The sequence below is a fragment of the Paenilisteria rustica genome (genome assembly GCF_013820765.1).
Taxonomy (GTDB): domain Bacteria; phylum Bacillota; class Bacilli; order Lactobacillales; family Listeriaceae; genus Listeria_A; species Listeria_A rustica.
The window spans coordinates 54,992-81,456 of sequence record NZ_JABJVM010000001.1 but is presented as its reverse complement, the minus strand read 5'-3'; the positions used below and the strand labels follow the sequence as shown (position 1 = coordinate 81,456).

The following is a 26,465-nucleotide window of genomic DNA, read 5'->3' as shown; positions in this document are numbered from 1 at the left end:
TAGACTACTATATGATTTACTATAATAATTATCGCTATCAATAGAACCTCAAAAAAATGGCTCCTGTACAATACAGAAACCATCTTCTAGCAAGTGCTTAATTCTTTTTTTACAAGCGTCCTTGACATGGGTACCACTTTATTTAGGGTGTATAAGTGCGCTTTTTGTTTGTTAGTGTCACTTGCTTTTTTTTGTAATTTCGATAGATAATTAATGTCATCAATATGAAATATATCATGGCTCCTAATGATAAGAGTATAAGGCTTTTATCTGCTTTTGTGATTGTCATATAGCTTAAGAATAGAAAAAATATTATGCTTCCGAATATATGTACAATTAATGAAAGACGCATATGATTTATCTCCTTTTCTAAATATTTATGAGTACCCTAACTTCACCTTTTATTTTTTCTGGATTTTTTTCCATACGAGTGCTGCTGTCATAAATCCTCCAACGCCTAGTATCAATTCAAGCAAAGCACCGCCGCTCATTACGGGGCCTAAGTCTGGCAAAATCATCAACAAGAATACAAGTACAAAAACATACATAACGACAATACCACTGCCTATTAAAAAGTAGGCTGCCATTGATTTTGATTCTGTGACCGAATAATGCTTCCACAGTATGTACCCGCCTATTAAAATACACACGATACAAATAAAAACCATCAAAACGGTCAATACAAATGTCCCTGCATAAATAATGCTATCTTTAGTGACCAGTCCAATAATCCCCATAACGACTAAAAAGAGACTCATGGCCAAGATTCCTATCAAAACAAACAACGGAATCTGACTCGTATAATCCGTCTTTGTATTTGGCGATTGCCCCGCCTTTTGTTTCGTCAATTGCCTACCGTAAGCTGTTGCATCCATCCCTAGAACCTGCGCGGGATCTGCTTTTTCTGATGCTGCTAGTTGTTCTATCGCTTCTAACACAAAAGCATCTTTCTCCTGCTCTGACACATTTTTCTCCGCAGCAATTACCCATTCCACCGTCTTCATATACGCTTGTTTATCAGGCGTTAATTGTCCTCTTTTCTCATCAATCAATTGCTTTTTCGTCAGCATAATCACACACCTTCTCCCATTTGTCCTCTCACTATCATATGCGAAAAAAAATATTTCAGCAACTTATACTTGATTTCCGACTTTTCATCCCCAAATATGTGTTACAATGGTTCTATTATTTTGTAATAGAAAAGGTGAGAACATGCATGCAGAAAAAGAGAAAACGTTAGGGATATTAGCTGCTGTTGGGGCTTATATCATCTGGGGAGTATTACCGCTATATTGGAAAATGGCTGGAGATGTCCCGGCTAGTGAGATTCTAGCATACCGCATTATTTGGTCGTTCGTATTTATGATTGCGATTATCGCAATTCTCGGCAAAACAAAAGAGGTGTGGGTAGAAATCATCTCGATTTTCAAACGCCCCAAATTAATTATAGCCATTTCTATTGCCTCCATTCTAATTACGGCAAACTGGTTTATTTTTATTTTCACGGTCAATGATGGTCACGTGATTAGCGCGAGCCTCGGTTATTATATTAATCCACTGGTGAATGTCCTACTCGCAACAGTCTTTTTAAAAGAAAAACTAAGCCGTGGCGAAATGTTAGCCGTCCTGTCTGCCGCGATCGGCGTTCTTATTTTAGCGATTCATCAAGGCGTTTTTCCTTGGGCCGCGATTTCAATGGCTGTCACATTCGGGCTTTACGGGCTCATTAAGAAATTAGTTCCAATCAGCGCGTGGGGCGGATTAACGATTGAAACGCTGATTATGACACCATTCGCGCTGATCTTTTTATTATTTTTCGCGCAAGATGCGTTCATGCAATTCGGCTTGGATACGAATCTCGTTCTTTTCGGAGCCGGCGTCGTTACAGCGATTCCACTGCTCCTCTTCGCAACAAGTGCGAGACAAATTTCCTATATCATGCTTGGCTTCATCCAATACGTCGGCCCAACACTGATGCTAATCCTAGGCGTCTTTGTATTCCACGAAGCCTTCGACAGCACACAATTCATCGCATTCCTATTCATCTGGGCCGCGCTGCTTATTTTCACCATCTCGCACGTCTTCATCGCACAAAAAATGAAAAAAGCAACCCAATCTTAATATCGTAAAGAGGCAAGGTCTAGCAACGACTTCTTGCCTCTTTTTTATGACTGCAAAACTTTATACTTTACATTTAGCAAGATTATCGGTATACTAAAATCAATCGTTGTAACAACAATAGTTACAACATAATCATGAGGAGGTCATTTATTATGAAAATTGGTATTATCGGAGCAACAGGGCGCACAGGTTCACGCATATTGACGGAGGCTAAAAATCGCGGGCATGAGGTAACAGCAATCATTCGCAACGCTAGCAAATTAGAGGATAAATCAATTCCAACAATTGAAAAAGATATTTTCAGCCTTACGAAAGAAGATGTCGCTACTTTTGACGTCCTAGTGGATGCTTTTAGCGCACCTATCGAAGCATCAGAGAATCATTGGAAATCAATCGACCACCTGATTACTGAATTAAACGGAACCACAAAGCCTCGCCTAATCGTTGTCGGTGGTGCAGCAAGCTCACTAGTAGACGATAAAGGGACACGCGTTCTAGATACCCCATCATTCAAAGAAGCTCCCTACTACGCGACAGGAGCTGCACAAACGATTCAATTAGACCACTTAAAATCAGATGCGACGTTTGATTGGACGTTTATTAGCCCTGCTGGATTATTCGAGCCAGGCAAGCGTACAGGTACTTATACAACAGGAACCGACGAACTCATTGTCGATGCAAATGGTAATAGCTACATCAGCATGGAAGACTATGCAATTGCCCTTGTCGACGAAGCAGAAAATGCCAAACATGTGCGCGCTCGTTTCACAGTGGGACAACAATAAAAAAAGGAAGAGGATGGGACATAACCCAAATAAATCGGCGACAAGCGTTCGCATTCAGGGGATTTGGCGGACTTCCGGCTCTCACATACACCAGTATGCTCCGCTTCCGGCTTCCACCAAATCCCCTGAATACAAACGCTTTCGCTCGATTTGTTTAAAGCAAAATTTTTCGTCCTACCCGAAGAAATGGGAGGGCGCTTTTGCCTTATCTTGAGTTTTGTCTCAACCTCTTCCTTTTTCGCTTCAAATCTTAAGACTGAACCGTTCCAGTGAAGAACGCTAAATAAAGATTTTGTGCAAACTTGTCTGCATCTTTAATTTTCCACTGATCTTTGTTCGCTTCTAGATTCATTTTCACTTTAACAGCTTTAGTAGAAACTTTTGCTTTTGCAATGGTTTCTTGATAAACGTCAAGCATGGCAGTAGCCGCTTTTTTCGCATCGGTTTGAATCGATGGATCAGCTTTTACTTTAGCTTGTAAAGCGGTTGTCATTTCTGCTTGCACGCCTGTCATATCAAGACCGTTTACAGAAATTTCAACAGTTGGTTTGTCTTTGTCATCGTTTGTAACTTTTGTTGTATATTTTGTTACTTCTTTTACGCGTTTGGCAAATGTATCGTATAATTTATCAACCTCATCATCGATACTACCATCTGTAATATTTAGGCTACTTGTAAACCCTTTTTTGAAACCAGTTTTGATTTCTTTTTCTAAGTTCTTCGCATCTTCACCAAATACGTCCTCGAACTTATCTGTATCTTTATTGTAGATAATTGTGTTGACAGCGATATCTGCGGCTTCTTTCGGCTCCACAGCGCTACTTCCACATGCAGCTAGGGTAATTGCAGCTGTTAAAACAACGACAAGCATTAAAGCTAACTTTTTCTTCATGTGATACACTCCTTTTTCCCAACCTTATTTTCATACTCTTCCTATTTTAAAGGATTCCCAACAGATTACAAGTATTTAGTCGAAAATATATCAAATAATAATTTTTACTTATACGTTGTCTAGGAAATAATCACGCTACATTTGCTATTGCGCCGTACTAGTAAAAAATGCGCGATACAAATTGTTTGCAAAATTTTCACCATCTTTTATCTTCCATTGTTCTTTGTTAGCTTCTAAATTCAGTTTTACTTGCACCGCTTTTTTAGAAGCTTTTGCTTTTGGAATCGCTGTTTTATAACCTTCAATGACTGCTTTGGCCGATTTATTTTTATCTTTTCCAATCGATGGATCTGCCTTCACTTTTGCTTTAAAGTCGGCCAACCTTTCTGCCTGCATGCTTGCCATATCAAGGCCATTTACAGAAATTTCAACAGTCGGCTTTTTCGCATCTGTGTTTGTAACCTTAGATGTATACTTTGTTACTTCTTTGGCGCGCTTTGTATAGGCATCGTATAAACCACCTATGTCATCATTCATACTACCGTCTGTTATTTTCAAGGTAGCTGCAAATCTTTTTATGAACGTATCTTTATTATTTTTTTGTAAATCTGTGGCACTTTTACCAAACGTATCTTTGTACTTCTCGACATCTTTATTGAAGATAATCGTATTCACAGCGATATTTGCCGCTTCTTTTGGCTCTACAGCATTACTACTTCCACATGCACTTAGGGTAATCGCAGCTGTCAAAACAACCACGAACATTGTAACAAATTTTTTTCTCATGCTTACACTCCTCATTGTATCAACCTTTTTCTATTCCTATCTTATTCTAAAGGAATCCGGTTCAATTACAAGAGCTTAGGCAATACCGTCACAAAGAATACATAAAAGGCTATAATTGTATAAGCTTTTACTGGTAGTTTCCCTTCTTCGGAATGTTTGGAATAAATTTAGAAGTACGCTTGGCATAAGCCTGAAAGTCAGGGCGGTCCTTATATTTCTTTTCGAGCAACGGCACACCTGATACGAATAAAAGTAACAATGTGATAATGACGGGACCAATAATGCCCCATAGACTTACTACACCAGTGATGCTTACTAGAAAAATTCCCCACCAACTCAGCGCCTCGCCAAAATAATTTGGATGACGTGTGTATTTCCAAAGTCCTGTCATGATGAGTTTTCCTTTATTTTCTGGATTCTTTTTGAAACGGCGTAGTTGTTCGTCTCCAACGACTTCGAAAAAGAAGCCAATAAGCCAAACCGCAATACCTACATAATTCCACCATACGAGTGCGTCCGCCGATGTGGTATTCACAAGCAGGATTGGCAAGCTAATAATATAAAGCAATACCCCTTGCAGAATAAAAACATTCAAATACGCTTTCAATTTAGCAAAATGAGTCCCCCAACGTTTACGCATATTCACGTAACGATAATCCTCTGGTTTCCCGATATTTCGATTCGCCAAGTGTAGAAACAGTCGCATACCCCAAATAAAAACGAAAATGGTTACAATCAAACCTTGCGTCGTCATCTCGCCGCCGAAAAAAAATGTATATAGCGCGACGATAACGAATCCTGGTCCCCACGCTAAATCTACAATCGAGTTGTTTTTTAATTTTTGCGCCCAAAGGAACAATATTGTGAAGTAAATCCATAATAATAAGCCTGCTATCCAATATACCATCTTATATTTCCTCCCCATCATCTAACTGCATTCGAATCGCAATTGCCACGCAGCCTTTCCCAGCGCTCATCGCAATAATCGACGAAATCTCCATCACGTAGGCAGGCGACTTCCCGATCATATCCGTAAACAACGCCTCATATTCCGCCGCTCGTTCTGGCGTGTCTGCATGGACAATCGCGTATTCAGCAACCTGATTACGTGCAAGCATTCTCTTCACGCGCGCCGCGATCTTCTTCGTGCTATTAGGCAAACTAAACGCAACATCGCTCACCGTCCCAGCCCCCGTATCAGACAGCGAAACAACAGGCTTCAAACGCAACGTATTCCCAATCGCGCCACCTTTTTCACCGAGGCGCCCCGACCGAATCATCGCATCCAAATTTGGTACGCTAACAAAAATCTTCGTGTGCGAAATGCTTTGCGTCACGAACGACTGCACTTCCGCAAATGTTTTTCCGAGCGCAATTTGTTCCGCTGCCGCCTTCACGAGCAATCCTTGTGCACCCGAATTTTGCCGCGTATCCAGCACCACGATATCCGGCGAAACACCAGCCGCCGCCTTTTTCACCGTTTCGTACGTGCCGCTTAATTTCCCAGATACAGTCAAAATCAGCACGTGCTCATAATGATCTGCCAAAAATGATAGCTGATTCGCGACCGCTTTCACACTGGGTTGAGAAGAAGTCGGATACGCGTCAATGCCCTCTAAACGCTGAAACAAAGTCCCTGTATCCATCGTGACTTTATCCAAATAATCATTCTCCGCAAGCGTTATGTGCAGCGGAATCACTTGAATCTGATATTCCTCCATCACACGTTGCGGCAAATCCGCCACCGAATCCGTCACCAACGCAATGCGATATTTCCGATGATGAATCACGTCAAACTGATTTTGCATATCGTCCACTTTCTGTTGCACCATCATGCCATAATCAGCCAAATAAGCACAAACCAAGCGCGGCTCATCCGTATGAATATGTACCCGAATTTTCGTATCCGTCCCCGCGACAATCAGCGAATCACCAAACGACGATAATCCCATTCGAATCTTGTCCGCATCCAGCCCCTCACCTTGCAGCAAAACCTCCGTGCAATAGCGAAATACTGGCGCTTGATCCAAAGCATCCCCACTCACCAAACGCGGTAAATGCTCCACCTCCGCCACATACGTCTTATCATTAATCACCGATGTAAACCCTTCAACAAATGTGAAAAAGCCCTTCGCACCAGCATCTACAACTCCATTATCCCGCAAAACGCGCAACATATTTGGCGTACTATCCAAAGCCGCTTTAGCTTGTTGCAAAGCATGTACCAACACCTCTTGAAAAGTAGTCCCATGATCCTTCGCCTGCGCAATCGCCTCTGACCACGCCCGAATCACCGTAATCATCGTACCTTCCACCGGATTTCCCATCGCATTGTACGCATAATCAGCCCCGCCCGAAACACTACTCGCAAAACATCCCAACGAAACATGCTTATCATCCGATAAATGAAAATGCATACCATTAACATATTGCGCAAAAATAATTCCCGAGTTCCCACGAGCACCAAATAAAGCTGCCTCTGAAATCGTATAAAGCGTCTCTTTTGCTGATACTGCTATTTTCGACTCTTCCACAATCGATAACATTGTCGACGCAAGGTTACTTCCCGTATCCCCATCGGCCACCGGAAAAACATTGATTGCATTCAGTCCATCCTTTGCATCAATAACTGCCTTAGCGCCGCCCAGAAAGGCATGATACAATTTTTTACTATCCAAAAAATCCGTCATAGTTCTAGTCCCCACCTTCAAGAAATTCCCCATACTTTCGCCAACCAAAATACAATGCCCGACGTTGCTGCTGTAATAAATGCGCCCCATCCTAAATCAATCACCGTAACAAGTACCGGCCAATCTTTTAGCGTCGCCAAGTTCGTTAAATCATAGGTCGCATAACAGAGCAATCCTAAAAAAGCTCCTGCAAAAATCGCAAACTGGAGACTGTCTTTGGCAAGCGCTGGCTCAATAACAAAAAAGACCATTCCACCCACAAACAAAACATAAAATAAAAGTGCCGCGCCAAATCGCATGTTCGCCGCCATCAAATCGCCCAAATACTGCTTATACAAATTCTTGGCAATGAGCCCTAACCACACAGCGTCAATTACTAAAAAGACAACAAAGGCAATTCCGGCAAGCTTCGCAAAATAAATCATCGTGAATCCCCCCTCCATGCTTTCCTTTACCCGTTCTAAGTTCAAATTATAGCAATGAAGTAGTAATTTTAGCTATTTTTTTGTTTGTGAATTATTTTACGAACAAACAGGTTTCTTGATAATCAAGAAACCCGCGTCTATTTTTATGATTCTGTTTGGACTGTTTCTGATTCGGTAGAAGCCTTGACTTTACCAGCAATATGACCAACAGGATCGGCTTCACGTGCCCGCTTTACTGTACTTCCGATTTTTTCAATTGGCACGGAGTCCCGAACACGCTTTGCCGTATCCACCATTTTTTCTTTCGGATGGAAGCCTTCTTTTTTAGCCACGACTTTTGACTCGGTCGCGCTCACTTTTTCAAGTTGTTTCTTCGCGATGGAGAGCATCAATTTTATCCGATTTAGCTGGTTGACCGAACTCGAACCTGCGTCGTAATCGATGGACATGATATTCGCCGCTGGGTACATTTTCTTCAAGCCTTTGATCATGCCGCGACCGGTGATGTGGTTTGGTAAACAGGCAAAAGGCTGTAAACACGCGATATTTGGTACATCACTATCTAGCAACTCGATCATTTCTCCCGTCAAGAACCAGCCTTCCCCCATCTTATTTCCAAGTGACAATAACCGGCTAGCTTTTTCCGCGATAACTTCGATATTTTCAGGTGCGCAAAACCGCTTACTCGAACGTAGCGCATCCGACATCGGCTTCCGATACTTATTAATCACCGGAATCGCCAAACTATGCTTCGCGAACGACTTCACCTTCGACATCCCGAACGAATTCGCCGCAAAATGACTGTCGTAACAACAATACAGCAAGAAGTCCACAAAATCAGGAACGACCGCTTCTCCGCCTTCTTCCTCAATCACCCCAACGATATCATTATTCGCACCAGGATGAAATTTCACCAAAATCTCACCGACAACCCCAACTTTGGGCTTCACTTCTTCTCTTAGCGGCAAACTATCAAAAGCCATCACCATTTCCTTACAAAATTGCGCGTACGCCGATGGACTATAATTCGCCAACACCTCTTTACCCTTCTCGATAAAATGACGATGCAATTTATTCGCGCTGCCTGGTATCACCTCATGTGGACGCGTCTTATACAGCATCCGGTCCAATCCGTCACCCAGACATAACCCTACCAAGAAACGTACACCGACCTTTGGTGTAATTTTGAATCCCGGCTGTTTCTCCAAGCCATTAGCATTCAGCGAAATCACCGGAATATGATCCAAATCCGCCTGACCTAACGCTTTTTTGAGCATCGAAATATAGTTTGTCGCCCGGCAACCACCGCCTGTTTGCGTCATCAAAACCGCCAAATTATCCAAATCATAGTCCCCATGTTTGAGCGCATCCATCATTTGCCCAATCGTCAAAATCGCAGGGAAACACGCATCATTATTCACATAACGCAAACCTTCATCCACCGCGCGTGGCGTCACGGCAGGCAACACTTCCAACTTATACCCAACATCGTGCCCGGCTGCTTCCACCAATTCAAAATGCGTCGGCGCGAGTTGCGGCGCCAAAATCGTATACGTTTTCCGCATCTCCTTCGTAAACATCACACGTGGCTTCGGCGCTGGCATCTCCGTTGGTAGCACATGGTTACGCGCCCGTTCATCCATCGCTGCTTTTAACGAACGAATCCGAATTCGCGCCGCCCCAAGATTATTAATTTCATCCACTTTCAGCAACGTGTACACTTTATTATGCCCCTCGATAATTTCCTGCACCATATCCGTCGTAATCGCGTCTAACCCGCAACCAAAAGAAGTCATCTGCACAACTTCCAAATTCTCCTGTTCTGCGACAAAACTTGCCGCCCGGTAAAGCCGCGCATGATATTTCCACTGATTCTCCACGCGGAGCGGATGCTTGATTTCGCCAAGGTGCGACACCGAATCCTCCGTCAAAACCGCCATTCCATTCATCGTAATCAGCTCCGGTAAACCGTGATTCACCTCCGGATCAATATGGTACGGATGCCCACAAAGCACAATCCCGCGAATCTTGTTTTTCTCGATATATTCTAGCGCCTCTTCTCCTTTTTGGCGAATATCATCTCGGAAATTCCGCGCCTCGAGAAGCCCAGCCGCAACCGCCAACTCCATCTCTTTTCGCGGTACATCAGGAAATGCCTCATGCATCCCTTTTACTAAAGCCGCCTCATTATCCAACGTCAAAAATGGCGCAATCAGTGGTACATTCTGTTCTTCTAACGCATCCATATTGACGCGAATCACCTCTGGATAGCCTGCAACAACGGGACAATTAAAGTTATTCGTTGCCTCACCAAATTCCTTATTTTCATACACAACCGCCGGATAAAAAATCCGATCTACTTTCTTCTTAATCAAATCCATCACATGTCCATGCGTCAATTTCGCCGGATAACAAACCGCTTCGGACGCAATCGTTTCAATCCCTTTTTCATATAAATTTTTCGAGGACTTCATCGACAACTTCACCTGAAAACCGAGTTCTGTAAAAATCGTGTGCCATAACGGATAATTCTCAAACACGTTGAGTGCCCGCGGAATACCAATCGTCCCACGCGTCGCTTCGTCTTTTTTCAGTGACTTATAATCAAACACCCGCTTGTATTTATACGCATACAAATTCGGCAGTAGGTTCTTCTCAGATTCTACCCTTTCGCCTCGCTCACAACGATTTCCACTGACAAACTTGCGATCATCACCAAATCTCGTAATCGTTAATTGGCATGAATTACTGCATAAATTACATCTGGATTGGGACGTTTCTGCCTGGAATTCACGCAATTTTTCAAGGACGAGGAGTTGTGTCACTTCCCCCGTTTCATAGTTCTCCTTGGCAATCAACGCGGCACCGTAAGCGCCCATCATTCCCGCGATGTCAGGCCGAACGACTTCACGCTCCGTCAAAAGTTCGAACGCCCGCAAAACCGCTTCGTTATAAAACGTCCCGCCCTGTACGATGACCTTGTTTCCGATATCTTTCGGACTCCGCAGTTTAATCACCTTTTGCAAGGCATTTTTGACGACCGAATAAGCCAATCCCGCCGACAAATCCTCCATCTGAACGCCCTCTTTTTGCACCTGTTTCACTTTTGAATTCATAAATACCGTACAGCGCGAGCCCAAATCAACGGGTTCCCGCGCCTGTAACGCCTTATCCGCAAAATCCTGAATTGACACACCAAGCGTCTGCGCAAACGTCTCCAAAAACGAGCCACAGCCTGCCGAACAGGCCTCATTCAGCATCAAACTATCGAGCGCCTGATTCTTCATTTTCATACACTTCATGTCCTGCCCGCCGATATCCAAAATAAAATCAACATCCGGCAAAAACTCGCGCGCCGCCCGGTAATGCGCCACCGTCTCAATTTCCCCGACATCAATTTTCAGCGCAGCCTTAATCAGCGACTCACCATAACCCGTGATCCCCGACTGCCGAATCTTCACCTTTTCCGGCAAAATTTCATACAAATCACTCGTCGCATCTATCACAGACTGCAACGGATTTCCCTTGTTGCTATCATAAAACGAATACAAAATTTCATTATCCGCGCCCATCAACACCAGTTTCGTCGTCGTCGAACCCGCATCAATGCCCAAATAAACGTCGCCCTCATAGCTCGCCAAATCCCCGCGCGGCGCCTTCATCTGGTTATGCCGCTCCCGAAAAGCAACCAAATCCTCCGCACGCGTAAATAGAGCTGGCAAAATCGTCGTATCCGTCGCCATACTCGAAAAATCCAAATCACGCAGCCGTGCAATCATATCCTCTATCTCCACCGGGTCATCATTCCAACCATTATAAGCCGCCCCCAGCGCAATAAAATACTCGGCATTCGCCGGTGCAATAATATCTGATTCTTTCATTTTCAACGTCTCCGTAAAACGATACCGCAACTGATCCAAAAACGTCAGCGGCCCACCCAGAAATGCGACTTTGCCACGAATTGGGCGTCCACAAGCGAGTCCACTAATCGTCTGCGTCACCACACTCTGAAAAATTGACGCAGCAATATCCTCTTTTCGCGCACCCTCATTAAGCAACGGCTGCACATCCGTTTTCGCAAAAACACCACAACGCGAAGCAATCGGGTAAATCATCTCCGCTCCTTTTGCCAGATCATTCAAGCCATTCGGATCCGTCTGAAGCAGCATCGCAATCTGGTCAATAAACGCTCCCGTCCCGCCGGCACACGCATTGTTCATCCGCTGCTCAATCCCGCCAGAAAAATAAACAATCTTCGCATCCTCGCCACCGAGCTCAATCACCACATCCGTCTCCGGAATCACCTGCTCCACAGCCTCCGTGCACGCGATAACCTCCTGAATAAACGCCACCTTCAAGAACTTCGCAATCGCAAGCCCCGAAGATCCGGTAATCTTAAAAGTCATCTCTGTTTCGCCACATGTCTTCTCTAAATCCTGCATAATTTGCAATGTTACCGCTTTAATATCTGAGAAATGGCGCCGATATGTCTGAAAAACAATGGCGCCTGATGCGTCTAAAGCCACCGCTTTTGCCGTCGTCGAACCTACATCTAAACCTACATGAATCATTTCCCCATCATTCCTTCCCCTAGCTAACATTTTGATTGCTCATGAAATCACAAAAATAATCAATAATGAGTGATTACTCACTTTTAAAACCTACAGAATATTGTTACACTATGCACAAGGATAATTTTACACTTTTATAATAGAAAGTAAAGTAAAAACTAGGAACCCGCCCGAAAGCAAATCCCTAGTTCCTTATTTCTTATTAAAACAAACTAATCCGACGAGCACTTTCCTCAATCGCCGCGTTCAAAATTTCATCTTTACGCGTTGGATCGTAATCGACACCTTCTACAAACACGCTCGGCAATGTCTCCACACCGATGAAATTCAAGATCGTGTTAATATAAGGCTCACCATGCGTTTCAAGATCCGATTCACCAGTAGAATAAACCCCACCACTGCCGTGAATTTGTAGCGCCTTCTTATTTTTCAATAACGCTTCTGGACCATTTGCCGTGTAGCGGAATGTTTTCCCAGCAACAACCACTGTATCAAAATAGGCTTTCAACATTGGAGGAATACCCAGATTCCAAAGTGGGGACACGATCACATAACGATCCGCATCCATAAATTGTTGTGTCAACGCATCAAACTTCGTCAACTGCTCTTGCATTGCAGGGTCTAATTCAGTGAAAGCTTTACCCGCGCGCAACTCATTTCCAGCTGCCAAGAATGCACCGTCAATCAATGGAATATCTTGCTCATACACGTCCACACGCTCAATCACGTCATCTGGATTTTCTTGTTTATACTTCTCTAAAAAGGCACTTGCTACAACCATACTGCGTGAAACATCATCTGGAAGCGGTGATGCTTTAATAAATAATAATTTTGTCAAAGGAATTCAACCCCATTTTCTGTTTAGTTATTTCTTCATTATTCTATACTAGTTACGCCTCGCTCGTCAATTTAGATTACCTCTAAAACCTGTAAGCGCTTGACAAATCAGCAAAGCATGCTAAACTAAATACAGAAATTCACTAGTGTATCATAGTTATTAATACACTATTTTTCCAATAGAGAAAGTGGAGGGATACGTAATGAAGCGTATAGAGCGTATTTATCAGTATATAAAGCAACACGACTATGACAATATAAAGCAACAATTGGAACAAAATGAAGGCATCACTGCAACCGAAGTATCAGATGCACTCGATATTTTACGAAACAATGTCAGTATGGAGCTCAATGAACTGCACCGCCAAGGAAAAATCATCAAGATTGCAGGGCGGCCGGTTCGCTATTTTGATCGCCAAGCCATCGAGGAAAAAATCGAGCGCTTGCTGCCAGATGACGAACTAGAATTTAAAAATTGCCAGTCATTACTAAAAATACTCCGTCATAATATGGTACAAAGAAGCCCGTTCGACGACTTAATCGGGTCAGACGCCAGTTTGCGAACACAAGTCGAGCAAGCCAAAGCCGCTGTACTCTATCCGCCAAGTGGTCTGCACACGTTGATAGTTGGGCAAACTGGCGTCGGAAAAACGTTATTTGCAAACTTGATGTATCGCTATTCCCAACACGCCGAACGCTTATCGAGCCAATCTCCATTCATCATTTTTAACTGTGCGGATTACTATAACAACCCGCAACTCCTGATGTCTCACATTTTTGGTCATACGAAAGGTGCTTTTACTGGCGCGGAAAATGAAAAAGAAGGCCTCGTCGAAAAAGCAGATGGCGGTATTTTATTTCTAGATGAAATTCATCGTCTCCCACCAGAAGGTCAAGAAATGATTTTCTACTTGATGGATACGGGGACATTTAATAAGTTAGGCGAAACGGATCGGCGCCGCAAATCGAACGTACTCATCATTGGTGCAACGACAGAAGACCCTGAGTCCTCTTTGTTACGCACTTTTGTTCGGCGGATTCCGATTGTGATTTCCTTACCAAGCTTGGAAGAACGTACCGCTAAAGAGCGCGTCGATCTCTTGAAGAACCTACTTTCAAACGAAGCGCACCGCATTAGTAAGCCGTTACGGATTGAAGATGAAGCCGCAAAAGCGTTGATTGGTAACACCACTTTTGGTAATATTGGTCAATTGAAATCGAATATTCAGCTCGTCTGCGCGCAAGGTTTTTTAAATAGTTTTGATAAAGACGAAGAAATCTTAATTAACTTTAAAACGCTACCGATGAACATCAAAGACGGTTTCTTCCATTTTAGTGGGCGCAGAAAAGAATTGCAGGAAATCTCGAAATATCTCGATCCATATACGGTGATCATGCCAGAACGCGGCAAACAACTCATCAATTCCGACGAGTACGAGCCTGATTTCAACTTGTATAAAATCATTGAAGACAAAGCGTCCATCCTGATGGATCAAGGCGTGGAGGACGAGGATATCAAGAAATTTATCACGATGGACATCGATGTGCACCTCAATAGCTTCTATAATAAATTCAAAAATACGATTCACGACCGCGAAAATATCTTGAAAATCGTCAATGAAGATATTCTGAATTTCACCGAAGATATCCAAGTGAAGATTGAGCAACAACTCGGGAAAAAGTTGAATGAGCGTTTCCTGCTCGCTTTTAGTCTACACCTCACCTCTTTCCTCAAGCGAGCGCGTAGTAACAAACCGCTGAAATACACCAATATCGAAAATGTCGTCAATGATAAGCCGGAAAGCTATGCCATCGCGCGCGAAATGAAGAAAGAAATCGAAGCTGAATTTCAGATTCGCGTGCCTAATATGGAGGTCCTTTATTTAACCTTGCTAATCAGTTCGTTGCTGAAAGAACAAGAGGAAAATCGTGTTGCCGTCCTTGTTGCGACACATGGAAATAGTAGCGCGACAAGTATGGTTAATGTCGCGAAGAAGCTTCTCGGCGAAGGCCTCGTGGACAGTATCGATATGCCACTTGATCTCAGCCCCAAAGTCGTTCTCGACAAAATTACCCAGCGCGCGCGGGAACTCGATATGGGACGCGGCGTCTTACTTCTTGTTGACATGGGTTCACTCACTAGTTTTGGCTCCGTGATTTCCGAACGCACAGGTATTCCGGTTCGCACAATCGACATGGTTTCCACCGCTACCGTCATCGAAGCCGTCCGCAAATCCAATATTCTCGACATGGATTTAGACAGCATTTACGATTCGCTAAAAGATTTTCGTGGTTACGGCGGTTACGATTCCGAGGCTACAGCTACGCTCAGCGACAAGCCACACGCGATTGTCACCATTTGCGCAACTGGCGAAGGCACTGCCGAAAAACTGCAAACCTTCATCGAACACATTCTAGAAACGATCACCACTGATAATATAAAAGTCATTCCCATCGGTGTTCACGAAGCCAATCAAAAAATCGATCAATTACAAGAAGAAAACGATATCCTGATGATTGTTGGTATCCATGATCCGAAAGTCCAGATTCCGTTCCTGCCAATCGAGCGACTTTTTGCCAAGGACGGAGAAGAACAAATCATCCAACTCGTCAAACAGCGCGACATTTTCATCAAGAAAAGCGAGACAAACTGGATTGCCCGCGAAGTCATTGAAGACAGCCTCAGCGAATTTCTAACGTATCTCAATCCTAAAAAAATTCTGCCAAGCCTGTTGAAATTCGCAAGTATGCTCGAAACGCAGCTACAATACACCATGGAAAACACACTCAAAATCAATCTGCTTATCCATGTTGGGTGCGCCGTTGAACGCATGGTTTTAAAAGATAGCCTCACCTACCATGAGTCAAGTGAAGCAATCATCGACACAGCGATTTTCCAAGCCATCCAAGAAGCGAGTCTCACCTGCTTCCAACCGATGAAGCTAACTCTCACAAATGATGAACAATACTATATTTATGATATCTTGACCAAAACGCACCAAACAACCGAATAAAATAACGGCTACTGCGAAAAAACTCCTGTTTATGAAGTTTTTTCGCAGTTTATTGTTTTTAAGCGATAGTATTAGGGTAATAAACACTGTATGTACGGATTGATATTCTAGTACGCAATAGTATATCATTCAGCATCCCTACCGTATCAATCTACTAGCATACATAACTTAACAGGATGAGTTAGCCCCCATTTAGGCGCACGAAGCAACAAGCGCGACGAATACAAAACATTGGCACGCTCCTTGCAAATACATGAGGTGATAACAACATCCTAACAAACAGAAAAAGGAGGAATTAATATGCCAGTAGGTATCATTATCGGGACACATGGCGAAGCAGCCCGCGAATTGCTTAAATCAACAGAAATGATTATTGGTAAGCAAGATAACGTGGAGTTCATCACCTTCGTTCCAGGGGAAAACACAGATACATTAATTCAAAAGTTCACTGAAAAATTGGATGCTATTGATGCTTCTGAGGGTGTTCTTTTCATGGTTGATTTATTTGGCGGCAGCCCCTATAATGCGGCTAGCCAAATTGCTTTACCTAAAGAAAAAATGGATGTCGTAACAGGAATCAACATACCGATGTTGCTTGAAACCCTATCCATGCGTGCCGTGAGCGGTTTAGAAGATTTACGAGACATTGCCCTTACAGCTGGTAGCGAAGGCGTTAAATCACTAAAACAATCACTTAAAAATGTCGAGGAGGATGATTTATAATGGAGATCCGTTTAGCAAGAATTGATGACCGCCTTATTCACGGTCAAGTAGCCACTGTTTGGACAAAAGAAACACAGGTAGAGCGTATTATCGTGTGTAATGACGAAGTTGCAAAAGACGAAATTCGTAGCACCCTACTAAAACAAGTAGCACCACCAGGCGTTGTATCAAACGTAGTAGATGTTGAAAAAGGTATCCGTGCCTACAATAATCCTAAATATGAAACAACTCCTGTTATGCTACTTTTCACTAATCCAACAGACGTATTGCGTTTCGTTGAAGCTGGCGTTCCGATCAAGAGCGTGAACATCGGTGGAATGGCGTTTCGCGAAGGTAAAACACAAATCACCAATGCCGTTTCTGTGGACGAAAAAGACGTTGCTTCTTTTAGAGCGCTCCACGAAAAAGGCATTGAGCTTGAAATCCGTAAAGTTGCAGCAGATAACAAAGTAATGATGATTCAACTGCTAGATAAAGAAGGCATGTAATTCGTGATTTTAGCGTATGCATTTTTTTTAAAATAGGTAACACACTTATTTAGCTCTATTCATTTTATTTTAAGAAAGCAAAATTGGGAGGGAATTTTATATGGATCCGATACAAATAGTTCTCGTCTTCCTTGTAGCTTGTATCTGTGGTATGGGGAGTATCTTGGATGAGTGGCAATCCCACCGTCCGTTGATTGCTTGTACGCTTACAGGTCTTGTACTTGGCGACATGACAACCGGTATTATTATAGGTGGTTCACTGGAAATGATCGCGCTTGGGTGGATGAATATCGGGGCAGCCGTTGCACCTGATACAGCCTTGGCATCATTAATTTCTACAATCTTAGTTATTTCAGGGGGACAAGACATCAGCGTTGGTATCTCACTTGCGATTCCACTTGCTGCTGCTGGTCAAGTTTTAACGATTCTAGTTCGTACAATTACAGTCGGTTTCCAACATTCAGCTGATAAAATGGCCGAAACAGGGAATCTGAGGGGAATAGATATGCTCCACGTCACGGCCTTGCTCCTTCAGGCGATGCGGATTGCAATTCCAGTCTTAATCGTTGCCCTATCAATGGGTACAAGTGTCGTAACGGATATGCTAAACGCAATACCAGATTGGCTTGTTAACGGTCTAAACGTATCCGGTGGCTTTATCGTTGTTGTCGGTTATGCGATGGTTATTAACATGATGCAAGCGAAATACTTAATGCCTTTCTTCTTCCTAGGTTTCGTAGTCGCAGCCTTCACCACGTTCAACTTAGTAGCACTTGGTGTTCTTGGACTTGTAGCAGCTATTGTCTACATCCAATTGAGCCCTAAATATTATCTAAAAGAAGCACTTGCCCAGTACGGCGCTGCAGGTGGCGGTGGGTCTAAACCAGCGAACGATCTGGATGACGACCTAGACGACTAAAAAAGGGAGGTAACCAAATTATGAGTAGCGAAACAGCAAAAGTAACCGTTGGCGAGAAAAAGCTGACAAAACGTGATTTAATGTCTGTATTTATTCGTTCCAACCTATTCCAAGGTTCATGGAACTTTGAACGTATGCAAGCTTTGGGATTCTGTTTTACCGTTGTCCCAATCATCAATCGCTTATATGAAGGCGAAGAACGCACAGAAGCAATTAAACGCCATCTTGAATTTTTCAATACACATCCTTATATGGGAGCTCCAATTTTAGGGGTAACCGCTGCAATGGAGGAGCAAAAAGCAAATGGCGCTCCAATCGATCAAGCTGCCATCAATGGTATTAAAGTAGGTCTCATGGGGCCACTTGCCGGTGTTGGGGATCCAATTTTCTGGGGAACGATTCGTCCAGTATTCGCAGCCCTTGGTGCTTCATTCGCATCAACCGGTAGTATCTTTGGACCACTTCTATTCTTCGTACTCTTTAACGCCGTTCGTCTTGGATTCCGTTATTGGGGCGTTTTCTACGGATATCGTAAAGGAACCGATGTTGTTTCCGATATGGCCGGTGGTGTTATCCAGAAACTAACAGAAGGTGCCTCGATTCTCGGACTATTCGTTATGGGTGGACTGGTTAACAAATGGACCAATATTGATATTCCAGTTGTTGTCTCTACTACAACGAACCAAGAAGGTAAGAAAACCGTTACTACTGTACAAGATATTCTAGATAGCTTAATGCCTGGTATTCTTGCATTAGGACTAACATTCGCTTGTATGTGGCTACTGAAGAAAAAAATCAATGCACTGTGGATTATCTTCATGTTGTTCGGACTCGGTATTGTAGGTTATGTACTTGGAATCTTCGCTGTTCCTGGTTCTTGATTTAGATATAAAAATAGGATTCTCCGTTTATTCGATAACGGGGAATCCTGTTTTTTTATTTGAAAACGACGTATAGGATAACGGTTCTATCTTTGTCTTTTAGTGAGTCTTTTGAGAAAACACTTGAACTTTCCATCCCACCTTTTTTACTAATGCTCCATGCTTCTAGTACATATTCTTTCCCTTTTTCTATTTTCCCATCCTCGAATGCGTGTGTCTCAGCACCACTATTTTCCCCATCCACAAAAACGCCTTTAGGAATAGCGTATGAAGCATGAGCAGAAGCTCCATCTTGGCTTATTATGACACGAATTTCAGTAGCATTAAAAACATCAAAGCCAGGAATCCCCCAAATAAGATTTTCACTCATCTGCGTATTTTCTTCACTCATTCCCTCTGTTACAATATCATGACGCACACGCTTGTCTCGATCATATACATCAAAATAAACACTCATACTCTTCGCTTTTATATTATACGCTATCTCACCATTTGCGGCTAATAGCAATGATAATTCATCCTTTTTCGATGTCGTATCTACACTTTTAATCTCACCATCTGGAATGCCAGCTGCTTTTTCATCTTGGAACGGCCAATAATTCATGTGGTTCAAATACAGTAACACACCACCGATCACGATAATCAGTGCCGCTACAACTATTAATTTCTTTTTCATAATACGCTCCCCTTTTTATATGGTTTTTTCTCTCTCCGCGCTCCTCGGTGTTTCTCGAATCGAATCCATCACTTTATTCGCTTCATCATTATATTTTTCCATTTTTGATTTCGGACCATATTCTAAAACTTGTAAATAAAAGTCCCCCATTTCAATGAGGTATAAGCGGTTTAAGTAGGTAAATCCCGATTCTTTTGTCTCAAACTCACTTAATTTTGCCGGATAATTATTCAACTTTATATCTTTGAATGCAGGAAGTTTGTCCACACCATAGTCTTCTGGAAATTCTTCTACGATTTTTTGGTACGATGCTAAGCTGATCCCGCCCTCATAATCTTTTAGTTCTGATTTCATTTCCGTTAAACCAGTAATAGAAACGTTGTCATCATCCCGACTTACAGCAAGCTCTGTATCATCTGTGAGTAAGTCCTTGTCCTCTTTCCAACTCGAAGGAATTTCAAGCGACCATGTTCCCTTTGTACTCTCTACAACTTTCATTTTCTCTACCTCTACGGTTTTCTTTTTCTCTGTAACACTGTCCGTCGTCGCCTCACTGGAACACCCTGCGATAAATACTAAACCGAACGCTAAAAATAAAATTGGTAGCCTTTTCATTATTGTTTTTTCCTCCCTTTTCTCCGCTGTATACAATGACTCGAATCCTCATTATAGTATTTAATTCGATATTTCACAAGAACATTTTTCCTCTTCCCGTTAGCATCTTCAAAAATAAGCGAACTAGCGATGTGATTCGGTTCCTTTTTTAGGTAGAAAATGATACAATGAGAGCAGAATTTAATGAATGCAGGTGTAAAATAATGAGCATGGATGCAACAAATATTTTCTTAATTGTCATGATTATCGGCGCGTTTTTATTTTCCGTTTATGATGGCGTCATTCTTCATTTTTGGAAAGGTAAAACCGTTCTTAGTGTCCCGCTTCGTTCGCGAGGGAAATGGGATGGATACATATTCGTTGGCTTGATTGCGATGCTGTTTATCTCGAACGCGTTTTTACGTCACGGGCCAACTTCCACGTCAGTCTTACTAGCCATTCTGGGCATTCTCTTCTTCTATATTTGTTTCATCAGAAAAGGGCGCGTTATCTTCAAGGAACATGGTTTCTTCTACGCACTCCTCTTCTTTGAATACAAAAAAATGGAACGCATTAACCTATCCGAAGACGGCGTACTTGTAATCGAAACCGGTCGTCAACGTTTACTCCTATTCGTTCGCAATGAAGAAGATTTAGAACAGATGCTAAAAGTCTTTGCGGAAAAAAGTTAAAAAAGTAGCGTTTGGGCAAAACTCCCAAACGCTACTTTTTTAAATACCTACTTTACTTAAATGAATTCGTTCTACTTCAAACTCAATAAATTTCCCGTGTAAGGCTTCGATTTGTTCATCGTATTGGGTGTTAAAACAAATGATACTATCCTCTAATCGCAAAACGGCAAAACCGTCCTCCTCATAGTCTTCTAGTTGTCCAACAACGTGAATACGCGCATCTTCCGTCTTTTCTAAAATACAATGTTTCTCGTCGCTCTCCGCCAATTGTTCCGCCGTCAAATGCTGGGGTATTTCGATATCTACCGTATATTTGCGATTCGACTCCGGCTCGTCATCATTCCAAATTCCTTCACACGTGCCGAAATCACTTTCAAATCTAACTTGCCCAGTCGCAAGCTTTTTCTGAATCCTAATTTCCACTAAAAAATTCCTCCTGAAGTTTTTTCGCTTTTGTATATTATAGCATGAAATTGGCAAATCGCATCTATTTTTTACTGCATCGCGCTATAAATTTCTTTCACAAGTGCACCATTATCTTTTTCCATCCGAATATTAGAAAAAACAATGACAGCGTCCCGGTAATCTTTCGAAAAACTATTAATCGTCTCATAGTTATAGAGCACGCCACGAGAAATATAAAAATTCGGCCGCGTATAAAAGCCATAACCGTAATTTCCAGCGCCAGCCTTAAGCATACGTGCCAAGCTCGCCTGATTCACCAGTTTACCATCTGTTAACGCCTTATTAAATAGATAAATATCTCGCGGTGGCATATACATATTTCCAGCACCGAACAGTTGCGATGTATCTTGCACAAAGCTCGTTTTCGTCAACGCACCATTCGTTGATTTATAACTCACCGATTCATTAGGATGCGTGAAAAAAGAATCACCAAAACTTGTTGCTTTCATGCCAGCCGGTGCCAAAACATGCTGCTTCAAATAGGCCTCTAGAGACTGATGCGACAACTTTTCAACCAATCTTCCCATCACGGCATAATTATCATCTTGATAGTCCCATGTACCCGGTTGGCGCTTAATACCAGCAGCCTCTATCTGCTCCAAAATTTGCTGCGATGTCACTTTGTTGTTACCTTTTTTACGACCCTCTAAGCCCGAAGTATGCCCTAGGAAATTCTTAATTTTGATGGTTTGTCCATTCGGAAACTCAGGAAAATACTTCGCAATTGGATCTTCGACGTTCAGCAATCCTTTTTCCTGTAATTGCATGATTGCTGTTGCGACCACCGCTTTTTCCATCGACCCTATAAAAAATAAGCTTTGACTTGTATTTGCTTCCCCAGTCGTTTTATTAGCCACGCCATAGCCCTGATTTATAATGGTTTTGTTATCTTTGACGACATATGCCGCCCCATTAAATTGATGTTTCTTTAGAATTAAATCAATTTTCGTTTTGAGCGAGGCATGTGGATCAATCACGATGTTCGCCTTCACATTTGCCGTCGACTCCTCGTTCATACTCATTTCGTCTGCTGTTACCTTAGAATGTGCCTGCATAAACAAATAAGCACTCCCTAATCCCCCAAATAAAAAGCAAGCAATGACTGTAAAAATAATTCCTAGACGCCGCGTTTTGCGTTTCTTTTGCGCCCGCTCTGTTCTGCTCACATGCATTTTATTTCCTCCTTGTTATAATAAGTACGACATAATTGTAACACTTTGTAATATAATTGTAAAATAATTTTTCATCTTTCTTTTTATTCCCTCTTGTTTTTTCAGAACAATACACGTATGCTTGAGTTAATTCAGAGTAAAGGAGTTCGAAAAATATGACATTGTTAGCATTCGACATGGGCGGTACAGCCGTCAAATACGCTTTAATAGAGCAAGACGGAACGATTCTATCCAAGGGCAAGTTCAAGACACCAGACACGCTGGATACACTCATAAATCAACTACAGACCACTAAAAATACATACCATACGCATCCATTGTCAGGTATCGCCTTCAGCTGTCCCGGAGCTGTTAATAATGAAAGCGGTATTATCGATGGTGCCAGCGCAATTCCATACATTCACAATTTTCCGTTCCGACAACTACTAGAAGAAAAATTAGAACTACCCATCACACTCGAAAATGATGCGAATTGTGCAGCACTAGCCGAAACATGGCTTGGCGTAGCGAAAAAAGCCAACGATATCCTCTTCCTTATCATCGGTACAGGAATCGGTGGCGCCGTCATCAAAAATGGCAAAATCCACGCCGGTGCCAATCTTCACGGTGGCGAATTCGGCTATATGATTATGAATGACAAGCTAGAAAATCTAAGCGACACAGGAACCGCGGTCAATGCCGCTTCACGCATCGCAAAACAAAAAGGTTTAGCCTCTTTAAGCGGCATCGAAGCCTTCCAGTTAAAGGAATCCGGTGACCCGATTGCTACCCAAGAAATCGACAGCATGTTCCGAAATCTCGCAAAAGGTATCTTTAATTTACAATATGTATACGACCCAGAGCTCATCGTGATTGGCGGCGGTGTCAGCGAGCGTCCCGATTTCCTCCCTGCCATACAAGCACAACTCGATGATTTACTACAGAAAATCACAATCGCCAAAGTAGCGCCAACACTCGTTTCCTGCGCATTCGGAAATGATGCAAACCTCATTGGTGCCGTCGCGAATTTTAATCAGATTAACGGTTAACCACAAATAAGACCAAGCGCCACTATTTCGAGCGTTTGGTCTTATCTTCTACTTAATCCAAATCAATTTTTCCGCTTCCCCGCGTTCTGCGAGTACTTCTTCTAAAGCCGCCAACCATTTCTTCTGCTTATTAATCACAAACTGGAATATGTGCCCCTCGTTTGTCTCCACCTCAAGTAAATTAGATAACATATCCCGTCCTAAAATTTTCGTCATCACGCCCTCAATCCGCCTCACATCTTCAAAAGGAATCATAACATCTTCCGCAAAATAATCATTTGGCTTGTGAATCAAATACTCTTGCGTCACATAAAGCTTTCCAGGAACCGGTTTAAAACCATTTTTCAGATTCGCCAGCCCTTTGTAGACAACATCTAGCGACTCACCCATACATTGCTCCTCCTTATTCTCTCCTATTTCTTCCACCATCTATTTACAATCGTTCCCTATGATTTCTCAACTCTTGTCACATCTTAGCATCCGTCACAATTTGGTGACATTTAAAATGTTTTTTTACACAAACAACTTGGCTTACACCTCTATGCAGGTTAAAATGTAGAGTATACAGCAACGCCATACACCACTTTTGGAGGGAGTTAATCATTTTGCGCGCAATAATTTATATCGGTAACGGCACACAACTAGCCGAGGGCAATGCAGAATTTCGTACATTTATTACCGAAATTAGAAAAAAAAGACCCGAAACAATCCAAGAATTAGGTTTTCTAAGCATGAGCTATCCTACCATCGAAATCGCCTGTGAGAAGGCTATCGCAGCTGGGGCAGATGAACTCATCGTCGTTCCAGTATTTCTATTTTCAGCGATAAACATCAAATATGAAATCCCTAAAATTCTCGACTCCCTTACCACGAAACACCCTGAAATAACGATTAAAATGACCAAAACATTTGGCTTCGATCCAGAGATAATCGCACTAGCTAAGGAAATAATATTAGAGACCAATATCAATTTCACGAATTCAGAGGCCGTTCTGCTTGTAGGGCTTGGCAATGAGCGCGATAATGAACCCGCCAATCGCCTCTATAATGTGGCTCAATTACTAGAATCCCAGCTACACTTACCTGTTTTCCATAGTGAAATCAAAGGCGAACCATGCTATCCAAAAGTACTAGAAAAGCTGGTCACTAAATTCGAGAAAATCTATATTCTCCCTTATTTCCTATTCACAGGCGCTCACGTCGTTGCGATTGATCAAGAACGGCTACATTTACAGAAATTATATCCAGACTGCGACACCGTACTTTGCGAATCATTTCACTATCACCCATTGCTAGAACAAGCCATTCTTCATAAAATCACCGAACTAACCGGTTGATTCAAACATGAGGTTGAGACAAAACTCAAGATAAAGCAAAAGTGCCCTCCTAATTCTTTGGGTAGGACGAAAAATTCTGCTTTAAACAAATCGAGCGAAAGCGTTTGTATCCAGGGGATTTGGTGGAAACCGGAGAGCTGCGCATACTGGTGTATGTGATGACTGAAAACAGGGAGGGAGTAGTTTCCCCGACCATGTGAGAAGTTATGCGAAACGCAGTGTAGAAGAGCCGGAAGTCCGCCAAATCCCATGAATGCGAACGCTTGTCGCCGATTTATCTAGGTTATGTCCCGGACTCATGTTTGAATGGTAAGCTATGTTAACTAGGCACTAATACATCCAAATGTTCCCGCAAAACTTCAATTTGGATAGGGAACGTATCTCCAGGATCGCCGTCAACATTGACCTTCACATCAGGATCTGTGCAAGAAATGTCCAGTTTTGTCGTGGAAAAATACATCACGCCATCTGCTTTTTTCAGCGTACCTAAAGCGATTTGCGGCAGAATTTTGGCGGCATCAATTAAGCCCAGTTTCGTTAAAATAAACACATGAATTAGACCGTCATCCACCTCGGCTTCTGGCGCCCATTGCTCCATACCTCCAACTGAATTCGTCAAGCTGGCGATAACTAACCCCGCTTTACCATCCCATTCCCCATCATCATATTTCACTTCAAATTCTAGCAATTCGTGACGCGCAAATGCTTTTAACCCTTCCGCAAAATAGGCGACAGAACCAAATTTCGTCTTTTGCTCCACACTCACTTTATCAACAGCCTCCGCAATCATCCCAGCCGCGAGCACATTCATGAAGTATGTATCACCAATTTTACCAATATCCATCGGCCGTTTCCGAGCTGTTTCAAGCGCTTTTATGGCACGATCCGCTCGTAATGGAACGCCGAGAGACCTAGCTAAATCGTTCACCGTACCCAGTGGAATAAAGCCAAATGCTGGTCGATGCGGCTTCTCAGCAATGCCATTAATGACTTCATTCAGCGTGCCGTCTCCCCCCATCGCGATAACCGCTTCATAGCCATTATCAGCCGCCTCATGAGCGAATTCCGTTGCATCTCCGCCTTTTTGTGTCACTTTGACCTCCACCTCATCAAAACGCTTTAGCAACGCTTGATGCGCCCGATCCTTGTATACTTTTCCTTTCTCTTTGCCAGAGGAAGGATTCACAATCAATAATGCTTTTCCCATTATGTAACACTCTCCTTCAATATACTCCCTTTCATTATACCCTGTTCCCGCACCATAAAAACAGCAAAAACACACCAACTCGAGGAATTATTACTTGAAAAATTGCTCATTTGGCGTTACAGTTAAAACATAGTATTTTACTTGGGTATTGTAAGGAGGATT

At 42.6% G+C, this 26,465-nt stretch carries 24 protein-coding genes; 10 read left to right on the top strand and 14 right to left on the bottom strand.

Annotated elements, in window-relative coordinates:
* Nucleotides 1–401: 401 nt before the first annotated feature.
* Nucleotides 402–1,070, bottom strand: a complete 669-nt coding sequence (locus HPK16_RS00380; protein WP_181675048.1) for a DUF1129 family protein — start codon at nucleotides 1,068–1,070, stop codon at nucleotides 402–404.
* A gap of 142 nt (nucleotides 1,071–1,212) precedes the next feature.
* Between HPK16_RS00380 and rarD the strand changes: the two genes are divergently transcribed.
* Complete coding sequence (gene rarD, locus HPK16_RS00375; protein WP_181675047.1) at nucleotides 1,213–2,121, top strand: EamA family transporter RarD; 909 nt, start codon at nucleotides 1,213–1,215, stop codon at nucleotides 2,119–2,121.
* A 152-nt stretch (nucleotides 2,122–2,273) separates the two neighbouring features.
* Complete coding sequence (locus HPK16_RS00370) at nucleotides 2,274–2,906, top strand: NAD(P)-dependent oxidoreductase (protein ID WP_181675046.1); 633 nt, start codon at nucleotides 2,274–2,276, stop codon at nucleotides 2,904–2,906.
* 250 nt (nucleotides 2,907–3,156) lie between these two features.
* On the opposite strand, the gene HPK16_RS00365 is transcribed toward HPK16_RS00370, so the two are convergent.
* The 7 genes from HPK16_RS00365 to HPK16_RS00335 all read right to left on the bottom strand — a co-directional run bounded on the left by HPK16_RS00365 (nucleotide 3,157) and on the right by HPK16_RS00335 (nucleotide 13,108).
* Nucleotides 3,157–3,798, bottom strand: a complete 642-nt coding sequence (locus HPK16_RS00365; RefSeq protein WP_181675045.1) for a DUF5105 domain-containing protein — start codon at nucleotides 3,796–3,798, stop codon at nucleotides 3,157–3,159.
* A gap of 144 nt (nucleotides 3,799–3,942) precedes the next feature.
* Nucleotides 3,943–4,584, bottom strand: coding sequence for a DUF5105 domain-containing protein (locus HPK16_RS00360; protein WP_181675044.1), 642 nt, complete (start codon nucleotides 4,582–4,584; stop codon nucleotides 3,943–3,945).
* 127 nt (nucleotides 4,585–4,711) lie between these two features.
* Nucleotides 4,712–5,491, bottom strand: coding sequence for a DUF1295 domain-containing protein (locus HPK16_RS00355; protein ID WP_181675043.1), 780 nt, complete (start codon nucleotides 5,489–5,491; stop codon nucleotides 4,712–4,714).
* 1 nt (nucleotide 5,492) lies between these two features.
* Entirely contained in the window at nucleotides 5,493–7,274 is a 1,782-nt protein-coding gene (locus HPK16_RS00350) for a DAK2 domain-containing protein (RefSeq protein ID WP_181675042.1), read from the bottom strand.
* 17 nt (nucleotides 7,275–7,291) lie between these two features.
* Nucleotides 7,292–7,699, bottom strand: a complete 408-nt coding sequence (locus tag HPK16_RS00345) for a DUF2177 family protein (protein WP_181675041.1) — start codon at nucleotides 7,697–7,699, stop codon at nucleotides 7,292–7,294.
* A 143-nt stretch (nucleotides 7,700–7,842) separates the two neighbouring features.
* Complete coding sequence (locus HPK16_RS00340; RefSeq protein ID WP_181675040.1) at nucleotides 7,843–12,270, bottom strand: 2-hydroxyacyl-CoA dehydratase; 4,428 nt, start codon at nucleotides 12,268–12,270, stop codon at nucleotides 7,843–7,845.
* Between the two features lie 202 nt (nucleotides 12,271–12,472).
* Nucleotides 12,473–13,108, bottom strand: a complete 636-nt coding sequence (locus tag HPK16_RS00335) for an FMN-dependent NADH-azoreductase (RefSeq protein WP_181675039.1) — start codon at nucleotides 13,106–13,108, stop codon at nucleotides 12,473–12,475.
* A gap of 202 nt (nucleotides 13,109–13,310) precedes the next feature.
* On the opposite strand from HPK16_RS00335, the gene HPK16_RS00330 reads away from it, so the two are divergent.
* The 5 genes from HPK16_RS00330 to HPK16_RS00310 all read left to right on the top strand — a co-directional run bounded on the left by HPK16_RS00330 (nucleotide 13,311) and on the right by HPK16_RS00310 (nucleotide 19,132).
* A complete protein-coding gene (locus tag HPK16_RS00330; RefSeq protein ID WP_181675038.1) occupies nucleotides 13,311–16,121 on the top strand; it encodes a sigma-54-dependent transcriptional regulator in 2,811 nt (936 codons plus the stop codon).
* A gap of 300 nt (nucleotides 16,122–16,421) precedes the next feature.
* Nucleotides 16,422–16,844: a mannose/fructose/sorbose PTS transporter subunit IIA gene (locus tag HPK16_RS00325; protein ID WP_181675037.1), complete on the top strand. Its 423-nt coding sequence runs from the start codon at nucleotides 16,422–16,424 to the stop codon at nucleotides 16,842–16,844.
* The gene (locus tag HPK16_RS00320; RefSeq protein ID WP_181675036.1) at nucleotides 16,844–17,332 is read left to right on the top strand and encodes a mannose/fructose/sorbose PTS transporter subunit IIB; all 489 of its coding nucleotides are present in this window, start codon (nucleotides 16,844–16,846) and stop codon (nucleotides 17,330–17,332) included. Before HPK16_RS00325 ends, HPK16_RS00320 begins: the two co-directional genes overlap by 1 nt.
* A gap of 100 nt (nucleotides 17,333–17,432) precedes the next feature.
* Entirely contained in the window at nucleotides 17,433–18,251 is an 819-nt protein-coding gene (locus HPK16_RS00315; protein ID WP_181675035.1) for a PTS mannose/fructose/sorbose transporter subunit IIC, read from the top strand.
* Between the two features lie 20 nt (nucleotides 18,252–18,271).
* Nucleotides 18,272–19,132 (top strand): PTS mannose transporter subunit IID, encoded by an 861-nt coding sequence (locus HPK16_RS00310; RefSeq protein ID WP_118907471.1) that lies wholly within the window; start codon nucleotides 18,272–18,274, stop codon nucleotides 19,130–19,132.
* A 55-nt stretch (nucleotides 19,133–19,187) separates the two neighbouring features.
* Here HPK16_RS00310 and HPK16_RS00305 read toward each other — a convergent pair whose 3' ends face one another.
* Both HPK16_RS00305 and HPK16_RS00300 read right to left on the bottom strand, forming a co-directional pair.
* Nucleotides 19,188–19,808, bottom strand: coding sequence for a hypothetical protein (locus HPK16_RS00305; protein WP_181675034.1), 621 nt, complete (start codon nucleotides 19,806–19,808; stop codon nucleotides 19,188–19,190).
* Nucleotides 19,809–19,823: 15 nt separating this feature from the next.
* Nucleotides 19,824–20,423, bottom strand: coding sequence for a hypothetical protein (locus HPK16_RS00300; RefSeq protein ID WP_181675033.1), 600 nt, complete (start codon nucleotides 20,421–20,423; stop codon nucleotides 19,824–19,826).
* Nucleotides 20,424–20,626: 203 nt separating this feature from the next.
* Between HPK16_RS00300 and HPK16_RS00295 the strand changes: the two genes are divergently transcribed.
* Nucleotides 20,627–21,094 carry a DUF986 family protein gene (locus HPK16_RS00295; RefSeq protein WP_181675032.1) on the top strand — a complete coding sequence of 156 codons (468 nt, stop codon included), beginning with the start codon at nucleotides 20,627–20,629 and terminating at the stop codon, nucleotides 21,092–21,094.
* 39 nt (nucleotides 21,095–21,133) lie between these two features.
* Here HPK16_RS00295 and HPK16_RS00290 read toward each other — a convergent pair whose 3' ends face one another.
* A complete protein-coding gene (locus HPK16_RS00290; RefSeq protein ID WP_181675031.1) occupies nucleotides 21,134–21,517 on the bottom strand; it encodes a hypothetical protein in 384 nt (127 codons plus the stop codon).
* A 71-nt stretch (nucleotides 21,518–21,588) separates the two neighbouring features.
* A complete protein-coding gene (locus HPK16_RS00285) occupies nucleotides 21,589–22,731 on the bottom strand; it encodes a serine hydrolase domain-containing protein (RefSeq protein ID WP_181675030.1) in 1,143 nt (380 codons plus the stop codon).
* A 155-nt stretch (nucleotides 22,732–22,886) separates the two neighbouring features.
* Between HPK16_RS00285 and HPK16_RS00280 the strand changes: the two genes are divergently transcribed.
* Nucleotides 22,887–23,759, top strand: coding sequence for an ROK family protein (locus HPK16_RS00280; protein ID WP_181675029.1), 873 nt, complete (start codon nucleotides 22,887–22,889; stop codon nucleotides 23,757–23,759).
* A 48-nt stretch (nucleotides 23,760–23,807) separates the two neighbouring features.
* Here HPK16_RS00280 and HPK16_RS00275 read toward each other — a convergent pair whose 3' ends face one another.
* Complete coding sequence (locus HPK16_RS00275; RefSeq protein ID WP_181675028.1) at nucleotides 23,808–24,149, bottom strand: GRAM domain-containing protein; 342 nt, start codon at nucleotides 24,147–24,149, stop codon at nucleotides 23,808–23,810.
* Between the two features lie 215 nt (nucleotides 24,150–24,364).
* Here HPK16_RS00275 and HPK16_RS00270 point away from each other — a divergent pair, with 215 nt between their 5' ends.
* On the top strand, nucleotides 24,365–25,096 hold the full coding sequence (locus tag HPK16_RS00270; RefSeq protein WP_181675027.1) for a sirohydrochlorin chelatase: 732 nt from the start codon (nucleotides 24,365–24,367) through the stop codon (nucleotides 25,094–25,096).
* A gap of 319 nt (nucleotides 25,097–25,415) precedes the next feature.
* Here HPK16_RS00270 and HPK16_RS00265 read toward each other — a convergent pair whose 3' ends face one another.
* Nucleotides 25,416–26,303 (bottom strand): diacylglycerol/lipid kinase family protein, encoded by an 888-nt coding sequence (locus tag HPK16_RS00265; RefSeq protein WP_181675026.1) that lies wholly within the window; start codon nucleotides 26,301–26,303, stop codon nucleotides 25,416–25,418.
* Between the last annotated feature and the right edge of the window lie 162 nt (nucleotides 26,304–26,465).